Raw genomic sequence first — 8,719 nt, 5'->3', positions numbered from 1 at the left:
AACTGGAGCTGGAGCTGGAGCTGCTGCAGGAGCAGGTGCTGCACCCGCCACTTCGAATACCATGATTAGTGAGCCAGTAGACACTTTGTCGCCAGCTGCAATCTTGATTTCTTTAACTGTGCCAGCGAATGGTGCAGGAACTTCCATAGAAGCTTTGTCACCTTCAACAGTGATTAGAGATTGCTCTTCTTCCACTGTGTCGCCAACCGCAACCATGATCTCAGTAACTTCAACTTCGTCGCCGCCGATATCTGGAACGTTCACTTCTTTTGCCGCAGACGCTGCTGGAGCTGCTGCCGCAGGAGCTTCAGCTGCCGCTGGTGCTGCTGGAGCGCCTGAACCTGCTGTTTCGAATACCATGATAAGTGAGCCAGTCGATACTTTATCGCCTGCTGCAACTTTGATCTCTTTTAGAGTACCTGCGAATGGCGCTGGAACTTCCATAGAAGCTTTGTCGCCTTCAACAGTTAGAAGAGATTGCTCTTCTTCGATGCTGTCGCCAACGGCAACCATGATTTCAGTAACTTCTACTTCATCACCACCGATGTCTGGTACGTGAACTTCTTTTAGTTCTGCCGCTGCTGCTGGAGCTGGAGCTGCTGCTGGAGCTGCTTCTGCCGCAGGAGCAGGTGCAGCGTCAGCTGCACCCTCGGCTTCGAAAATCATGATTAGAGAACCAGTAGAAACCTTGTCGCCTTCTGCAACTTTGATTTCTTTAACGATACCCGCTTGAGAAGCAGGAACTTCCATAGAAGCTTTATCGCCTTCAACTGTGATCAGAGACTGCTCTTCTTCAACCTTGTCGCCAACGCTTACAAGAATCTCAGTAACTTCAACCTCATCCGCACCGATGTCTGGTACATTAATTTCGATTGCCATTTCTTATCTACCTTCTTAATTAAGCGTATAGCGGGTTTGTTTTCTCTGTGTCGATGTCGAATTTCTTAATTGCTTCTGCAACTACAGATTTCTCAACTTCGCCACGTTTCGCTAGTTCAGTTAGCGCTGCTACTACTACGTAACCTGCGTTCACTTCGAAGTGACGACGTAGGTTTTCACGGCTGTCTGAACGACCGAAGCCATCAGTACCAAGAACTTTGAAAGACTCAGCAGGAATGTATGCACGAACCTGCTCTGCGTAGTTCTTCATGTAGTCAGTTGCTGCGATAGCAGGTTCAGTACCCATTACTGTTTGGATGTAAGGTACTTTCGCTTCCGCTTCTGGGTGAAGCATGTTGAAACGCTCTGCATCTTGGCCATCGCGAGTTAGTTCGTTGAATGACGTTACAGAGTAAACATCAGAAGCAACACCGTAATCTTCGCTTAGGATTTGAGCTGCTTTACGTACTTCATTCATGATAGTACCAGAACTCATTAGCTGAACTTTCGCTTTGTCGCCCGTGTAAGTTTCTAGCTTGTAGATACCTTTACGGATGCCTTCTTCAGCGCCTTCTGGCATTGCTGGCATTGCGTAGTTTTCGTTCATTAGCGTTAGGTAGTAGAACACGTTTTCTTGTTCTGGACCGTACATGCGACGGATACCGTCTTGCATGATTACAGCTACTTCGTACGCGAACGTTGGGTCGTAAGAAATACAGTTAGGAACCGTACCCGCCAAAATGTGCGAGTGGCCGTCTTCGTGCTGTAGACCTTCACCGTTCAACGTTGTACGACCCGCAGTTGCACCTAGTAGGAAACCACGTGCTTGTTGGTCACCAGCCATCCACGCCATGTCGCCAACACGTTGGAAGCCGAACATTGAGTAGTAGATGTAGAACGGAATCATTGGTAGGTCGTTTGTCGAGTATGAAGTCGCAGCAGCAACCCATGAAGACATAGCACCTAGCTCGTTGATACCTTCTTGTAGAACCTGACCTGAAGTCGCTTCTTTGTAGTAAGAAACAACGCCACGGTCTTCTGGTGTGTATGTTTGGCCGTGCGGGTTGTAGATACCGATTTGACGGAACAGACCTTCCATACCGAATGTACGTGCTTCGTCAGCAATGATAGGAACGATGTTCTTACCAATGTTCTTGTTCTTAAGTAGAACGTTTAGTGCACGTACGAATGCCATAGTAGAAGAGATATCACGCTTCTGTTCTTCTAGTAGTGGCTTGAATTCTTCTAGCTCAGGAACGATGAATTCTTGAGTGAATTTTGGTAGACGCTGTGGCGTGTAGCCGTGTAGCGCTTTACGACGAGCGTGTAGGTATTCGTACTCTTTTGAACCTTCTTCAAGTTTCAGGTACGGAAGTTCTTTCACTGCTTCGTCAGTTAGGATGTCTTGAAGACCTAGACGATCACGTAGGTGTAGTACGTGAGTCATGTCCATCTTCTTAACTTGGTGCGCGATGTTCTTACCTTCAGCCGCTTCACCCATGCCGTAACCTTTAACAGTCTTAGCTAGGATTACTGTTGGACGACCTTTAGTTTCTGCCGCGTTTTTGTATGCCGCGTATAGCTTAGAAGACTCGTGACCACCACGCTTAAGTGCGAAGATTTCGTCATCAGTCATGTCAGCAACAAGTGCAGCTGTCTCTGGGTACTTACCAAAGAAGTGCTCACGTACGTACGCGCCATCTTTTGATTTGAATGTTTGGTAGTCGCCGTCGATCGTTTCATTCATAAGCTGTAGAAGCTTACCAGTCGTATCTTTAGCTAGTAGTGAATCCCAGTTGTTACCCCAGATTACTTTCACTACGTTCCAACCAGCACCTTTGAACAGACCTTCAAGTTCTTGAATGATCTTACCGTTACCCATTACAGGGCCATCTAGACGCTGTAGGTTACAGTTGATTAGGAAGCATAGGTTATCTAGTTTCTCACGCGCAGCAAAAGAGATAGCACCACGTGATTCTGGCTCATCCATCTCACCGTCACCTAGGAACGCGTAAACGCGCTGCTCTGAAGTATCTTTAAGACCACGGCCTTCTAGGTACTTAAGGAAACGAGCTTGGTAGATAGAAGCGATTGGACCTAGGCCCATCGATACTGTCGGGAACTGCCAGAATTCAGGCATCAGTTTAGGGTGCGGGTATGAAGGAATACCTTTGCCGTCTACTTCTTGACGGAAGTTGTCTAGCTGCTCTTCAGTTAGACGACCTTCAACGAATGCACGTGAGTAGATACCTGGTGAAATGTGACCTTGGTAGTAAACTAGGTCGCCACCATCCTTCTCGTTTGGTGCACGGAAGAAGTGGTTGAAACATGTCTCGTAGAACGCAGCAGAAGACTGGAAAGACGCCATGTGGCCGCCTAGCTCTAGGTCTTTCTTAGATGCACGTAGAACGATCATGATAGCGTTCCAACGAATAATTGAGCGAATACGACGCTCAAGTGTTGTGTCACCTGGGTATGCTGGTTCTTGGTCTGCAGGAATCGTGTTGATGTAGTTAGTTGTGATACCTGTTGGCATATCAACACCGTCTAGACGTGCTTTATCTAGAACTTGCTCTAATAGGAATTGAGCACGCTCTAGACCTTCTTCACGTACAACTGACTCAAGCGCTTGTAGCCATTCTTGAGTTTCCAGTGCATCTACGTCATGCTTCATATCAGACATGGCGATCTATCCTTCTGTTGGTTGGATCTACTTATTTAAGTAACGCTCTTACGAGTCATTACCCTGCTGAATTCGACGTAGAGAACGCTCTCGTCGAGACTCTTCTCGAGTCAAATCCAACAATGTTTCTTCGATGTAAGCCAAGTGCGAGTGGGACATTTCTCGCGCCTTTTCAGGCTGACCAGAAACAATCGCATCCACGATATTGGCTCGGTGTTTACTGACTTTCTCGACCGCTTCTGGGCGGCGACGTAGTAATTTAAAATTTTGTAGAATATTTTGCTCAAGCAAAGGTGCTAAGCTTCGAACAATGTGCAACAAAACCACGTTGTGCGCGGCTTCTGTCAAAGCGATCAAAAATTGCATCACTTCCGCAGATTCAGCTTCGATATCGTTGTTTGCTTGCTCTTGGCTAATGCGTTCAAGGCAACCTTGAATACGCGCAAAATCTTCTTCGGTACCACGTAAAGCTGCAAAGTAAGCTGAAATTCCTTCCATTGCATGACGAGACTCAAGCACATCAAGCTGGGTTTCAGAATGACTAGACAACAAATTCAACAAGGGATCTGAAAAGCTCTTCCAGATATTCTCACTTACGAATGTTCCGCCACCTTGGCGACGAGTCAACAAACGCTTCGCTTCCAAGCGTTGAATGGCTTCTCGGACTGAAGGACGAGACACATCGAACTGTTTTGCCAGTTCACGCTCTGGAGGCAGTTGTTGCCCCGGAGACAATGTTCCTTCCACTATCAACCTTTCTAACTCTTGTTCTATAACATCAGAGAGTTTTGGCTGACGAATCCTTTGATAAGCCATAATTTATTGTTCTTCTACTCTTGCAGGTAATTGGTAATACCAATTTTAAGTTGGTGCAGAAATTAACATAATTAAAACGCCACTGTCCAGCCGAAAATTGACCTAAATCATAGAACGAGCTTACTTCCAACACTCTGATAACAATCGACTGTTAAAACAGCAATAGAATTGGTATGACCAATTACATAAAGCATACAAATGGGAAGTCGACGTGCTAGCAGTTTTGGAAAAGAAATACAGAAAATGACAAAATTATCAGTCTATTTATTCACCAAAACGGCATGTACGAGCGTAAAAATGTAGTTAACTTTTAACAATCATTAATATTTCTGGTATCAAAAAAAGGCATACCTGATCGTATGCCTTATTTATTTCGCTTTTTTGAATTTACACTTTCGCTACAAATCAACGCTGTATAAGCAGTCTATATTTCACCCAATCAAAGCTTAGACCAGGATCGCTTTTTCTCAAGGGCGCAATATATTGATGACCGGTAATTCGTGGCGGGGTGATTTGAGGATAAGACTGCATAATCACCTCAGTGATCTCTGCAAGTGATTGATATTGCGCTTCTGTGTAGGCAGTAAATTCTGTCCCTTCAAGCTCGATACCAATGGAATAGTCATTACAACGCTCCCTGCCTGCGAAACTGGATTGACCGGCATGCCATGCTCTATCAAGAAAAGAAACAAATTGAACAACCTCGCCGTTTCTTTTAATCAAGCAATGTGCAGAAACGCCCATTTTGTGAATGACTTCAAAAAATGGATGTTCATTTGGGTCTAGCTTGCCAGTGAAGAAGTCCTCTATATATGGTCCACCAAACTGCCCAGGAGGCAAACTGATATTGTGTACCACCAGCAGAGAGATGTCGTTTATATCAGAGCGGGCATCAAAAAATGGTGACGGAACATGCTTTGCTTGTGTCAGCCAGCCATTCTCGATAATTGGGCGCATATCAACCTCTCTACTTTGCAAATTAACTGCTGAAATTATTGACACCGGAGAGTATCATTCGTTGCCATCTCCCTTTCAAGACAAGATTTGCGATGAAGAACACACACAACATTCAAGAACGCCTAGAATACCTTAAACAACAACTCCCTTTAGAGATCACTCGCTCTGTCGCTGATACCTTAAAAGAAGATCTAGGTGTCAGTGTAGACGCAGATAACGACATTACTGCATCTTTGATCCCTGCCGAGGCGGTTAATACCGCAACGATTATTACTCGTGAGCATGGTGTGTTCTGTGGTCAAGCATGGGCTGATGAAGTTTTTAAACAGCTCGGTGGTAAGGTCAGCATTGAATGGCACGTGAAGGACGGCGATAAAGTCGAACCTAACCAAACCCTTTGCACGCTGACAGGCCCTGCTCGTGACTTGTTGACTGGTGAGCGTAACGCAATGAATTTCATCCAAACGCTGTCTGGCTGCGCAACAGTTACCGCAGAGTACGCTGAAAAAATCGCGCATACTGAGTGTCGTCTACTAGATACACGCAAAACCATTCCTGGTCTGCGTAGCGCATTAAAATACGCCGTGACGTGTGGTGGTGGCTTTAACCATCGCATCGGCGTGTTCGACGCTTACCTCATTAAAGAAAACCACATTATTGCTTGTGGTGGCATCACCCAAGCCATCCAAAAAGCGAAAGAGCTTAACCCAGGCAAACCGGTAGAAGTAGAAACGGAAAGCTTAGAAGAGTTGAAACAAGCGATAGAGGTTGGTGCCGACATCATCATGCTCGATAACTTCACAAAAGAAATGATGCGTGAAGCCGTAGCGATTAACGCAGGTCGTGCCGCTTTAGAGAACTCCGGCAACATTACGCTAGAGACCATCGCAGAATACGCAGAAACCGGTGTCGATTACATTTCGGTAGGCGCGTTGACTAAGCATTTAAAAGCGATGGATCTTTCGATGCGCTTCAAATAATAAAAGCAACAAATCTCAATTACTTCAACTAACTCAGTGAGTTGTGAGTAACTCATCATTTAAAAGGGCCAATTGGCCCTTTCTTTTTATCCACTAAAAAAATAGTACTACTCGCAAAACCCTGCATGCGATATGCAACTTTTCACCAAAGAGTTTTATCTCACTCGAGAGCCCATCTCTTCCCCATTTTCAACCCACCTTAACTCTCCATAATCTTTCGCCAATGCAAGAGCATTATTAATTTTTAGGAAAGGGTTAAAAATGAAAAACAGTAAACAGAAAAAACAGCAAGGTTTTACGCTAATTGAATTGATGATTGTGGTAGCAATTATTGGGGTGCTATCAGCTATCGCGATCCCTGCTTATCAAAACTATGTAAAAAAGTCAGAAGCAGCTACTGGGTTAGCAACCGCTAAATCTCTTATCACTAATATAGATATGCATATTCAAGAAGTCGGTGCTTTCCCGACTAATGATTCCGCGGGCTTTACTGCTGTTGGTGCAACGTCAGGAATGAACAAACTTGGCACTCTATCATTCGAGAGTATCAGCGGTGCAAATGGAACCATTAAGTTCCTATTTGGTAATACTTCTTCTATAAGCACGGCCTTTGTAGAAATTGCCAAGTCAAATAGTGGGTGGGCATGTACATTTACAACTAATAGCAAATTAACAAGCAATGAAGTACCAAAAGCTTGTAGATAAAACCTAATGTTAACAAACCTCTCAACCATTCTTCGTCAAAAAGGAGTACTGACCTTTTCCCAAGAAGAATCGTTAATAGAGCAAGTCAAAGCTTCTGGCATTTCGATGCCGGAAGCTTTACTCAGTTCTGGATTCTTCACGTCAAGTGAGCTCGCTGATCACTTAAGTTCTCTCTTTGGTTTAAATCAGCCCGAGTTATCTCAGTACGAGTACGCTTCGCTTTGTCAACAACTCGGTCTACGTGAATTAATCACACGACATAACGCACTCCCACTCCAGCGTACGTCTTCAACGTTATTACTCGCCGTTGCCGACCCCACCAACCAACAAGCAGAAGATGATTTTCGCTTTGCCACTGGTTTACAGGTTGAATTGGTCTTGGGGGATTTTAGTCAACTCAGCGCGGCAATTCGACGCTTGTATGGTCGTTCATTGAGTCATGAGAAGTCCGGGTTAAAAGAGATCAACCAAGAAGAGTTAGCCAATCTGGTTGACGTGGGCGCAGATGAAATCGACAACATTGAAGACTTGAGCCAAGATGAGTCTCCTGTTAGCCGTTACATCAACCAAATTCTGTTGGACGCTGTGCGCAAAGGCGCATCCGATATCCACTTTGAGCCTTATGAAAAGATGTACCGCGTGCGCCTACGCTGTGATGGCATCTTAATTGAAACACAGCAGCCACCAAGCCACTTAAGTCGCCGCTTATCCGCTCGTATCAAAATCCTCTCTAAACTTGATATTGCAGAGCGACGTTTACCACAAGATGGGCGTATTAAGCTCAAGTTGAATCAAGACACCGCAATTGATATGCGTGTATCCACGCTACCGACTCTATTCGGAGAGAAAATTGTACTACGACTGCTCGACAGCAGCTCTGCGTCATTGGATATCGACAAGCTTGGTTATAGCGAACAACAAAAACAATTGTACTTGGATGCGCTGCGTCGCCCACAAGGCATGATTCTGATGACAGGCCCAACAGGGAGCGGTAAAACCGTTTCTCTATACACTGGGCTAAGTATCCTCAATAAGCCAGAAATCAACATTTCCACGGCAGAAGACCCAGTAGAAATTAACTTATCGGGCATTAACCAAGTTCAAGTTCAGCCTAAGATTGGTTTTGGTTTTGCCGAAGCCCTGCGCTCTTTCTTACGTCAAGACCCGGATGTGGTAATGGTCGGTGAGATTCGTGACTTAGACACCGCCGAAATCGCTATAAAAGCATCGCAAACCGGTCACTTAGTACTTTCAACCTTGCATACCAATTCTGCGGCTGAAACGGTTATTCGTTTATCAAACATGGGCGTAGAAAGCTTTAACTTGGCCTCATCTCTTAATTTGATTATTGCCCAGCGCTTGGCCCGTAAACTGTGCTCGCACTGTAAACAATCACAAGAGCTTACCGTTCAGCTACAACACCTTGGAATTCAAGCAAGCGACAACATTTTTAAAGCCAATCCCGATGGATGTAATGAGTGTACCCATGGTTATTCCGGCCGAACGGGGATTTATGAAGTGATGCGCTTTGATGAATTTCTTTCCGAAGCGCTTATTAAAGGCGCCTCGGTACATGAACTAGAAAAACTCGCCATCGCAAATGGTATGAGCACGTTACAAATGTCGGGCATAGAAAAACTCAAACAAGGAATCACAAGTTTTAGTGAACTACAGCGCGTACTTTATTTTTAATCCTTTA

The 8,719-nt window shown here is 45.0% G+C and carries 7 protein-coding genes; 3 read left to right on the top strand and 4 right to left on the bottom strand.

Translation table 11 applies throughout. The features are described from left to right. The 4 genes from IQR33_RS31995 to ampD all read right to left on the bottom strand — a co-directional run. Positions 1-879: biotin/lipoyl-containing protein (locus IQR33_RS31995; RefSeq protein ID WP_322631743.1), on the bottom strand; the 879-nt coding region annotated here is incomplete at its 3' end. 19 nt (positions 880-898) lie between these two features. Next, on the bottom strand, positions 899-3,562 hold the full coding sequence (gene aceE, locus IQR33_RS00745) for a pyruvate dehydrogenase (acetyl-transferring), homodimeric type (RefSeq protein ID WP_005386612.1): 2,664 nt from the start codon (positions 3,560-3,562) through the stop codon (positions 899-901). 48 nt (positions 3,563-3,610) lie between these two features. Then, entirely contained in the window at positions 3,611-4,378 is a 768-nt protein-coding gene (gene pdhR, locus IQR33_RS00740; RefSeq protein WP_005379989.1) for a pyruvate dehydrogenase complex transcriptional repressor PdhR, read from the bottom strand. Between the two features lie 405 nt (positions 4,379-4,783). Next, positions 4,784-5,335, bottom strand: coding sequence for a 1,6-anhydro-N-acetylmuramyl-L-alanine amidase AmpD (gene ampD / locus IQR33_RS00735; protein ID WP_042521337.1), 552 nt, complete (start codon positions 5,333-5,335; stop codon positions 4,784-4,786). A gap of 92 nt (positions 5,336-5,427) precedes the next feature. On the opposite strand from ampD, the gene nadC reads away from it, so the two are divergent. From nadC to pilB, 3 genes are all read left to right on the top strand, one after another. Continuing rightward, positions 5,428-6,315 carry a carboxylating nicotinate-nucleotide diphosphorylase gene (gene nadC, locus IQR33_RS00730; RefSeq protein ID WP_064354288.1) on the top strand — a complete coding sequence of 296 codons (888 nt, stop codon included), beginning with the start codon at positions 5,428-5,430 and terminating at the stop codon, positions 6,313-6,315. A gap of 261 nt (positions 6,316-6,576) precedes the next feature. Then, on the top strand, positions 6,577-7,020 hold the full coding sequence (locus tag IQR33_RS00725; RefSeq protein ID WP_064354289.1) for a pilin: 444 nt from the start codon (positions 6,577-6,579) through the stop codon (positions 7,018-7,020). 6 nt (positions 7,021-7,026) lie between these two features. Continuing rightward, complete coding sequence (gene pilB / locus IQR33_RS00720) at positions 7,027-8,712, top strand: type IV-A pilus assembly ATPase PilB (protein WP_064354290.1); 1,686 nt, start codon at positions 7,027-7,029, stop codon at positions 8,710-8,712. The last annotated feature ends 7 nt before the right edge of the window (positions 8,713-8,719 follow it).

The organism is Vibrio sp. OPT46, from assembly GCF_015163535.1.
GTDB classification, from domain to species: Bacteria; Pseudomonadota; Gammaproteobacteria; order Enterobacterales; family Vibrionaceae; genus Vibrio; species Vibrio alginolyticus.
This window is presented reverse-complemented; position numbering and strand designations above follow the sequence as displayed.

Bases quoted from the DNA above. Each gene is read 5' to 3' on its own strand.
- aceE (WP_005386612.1), bottom strand. From the start codon at position 3,562: ATGTCTGATATGAAGCATGACGTAGATGCACTGGAAACTCAAGAATGG.
- pdhR (WP_005379989.1), bottom strand. From the start codon at position 4,378: ATGGCTTATCAAAGGATTCGTCAGCCAAAACTCTCTGATGTTATAGAA.
- ampD (WP_042521337.1), bottom strand. From the start codon at position 5,335: ATGCGCCCAATTATCGAGAATGGCTGGCTGACACAAGCAAAGCATGTT.
- nadC (WP_064354288.1), top strand. From the start codon at position 5,428: ATGAAGAACACACACAACATTCAAGAACGCCTAGAATACCTTAAACAA.
- IQR33_RS00725 (WP_064354289.1), top strand. From the start codon at position 6,577: ATGAAAAACAGTAAACAGAAAAAACAGCAAGGTTTTACGCTAATTGAA.
- pilB (WP_064354290.1), top strand. From the start codon at position 7,027: ATGTTAACAAACCTCTCAACCATTCTTCGTCAAAAAGGAGTACTGACC.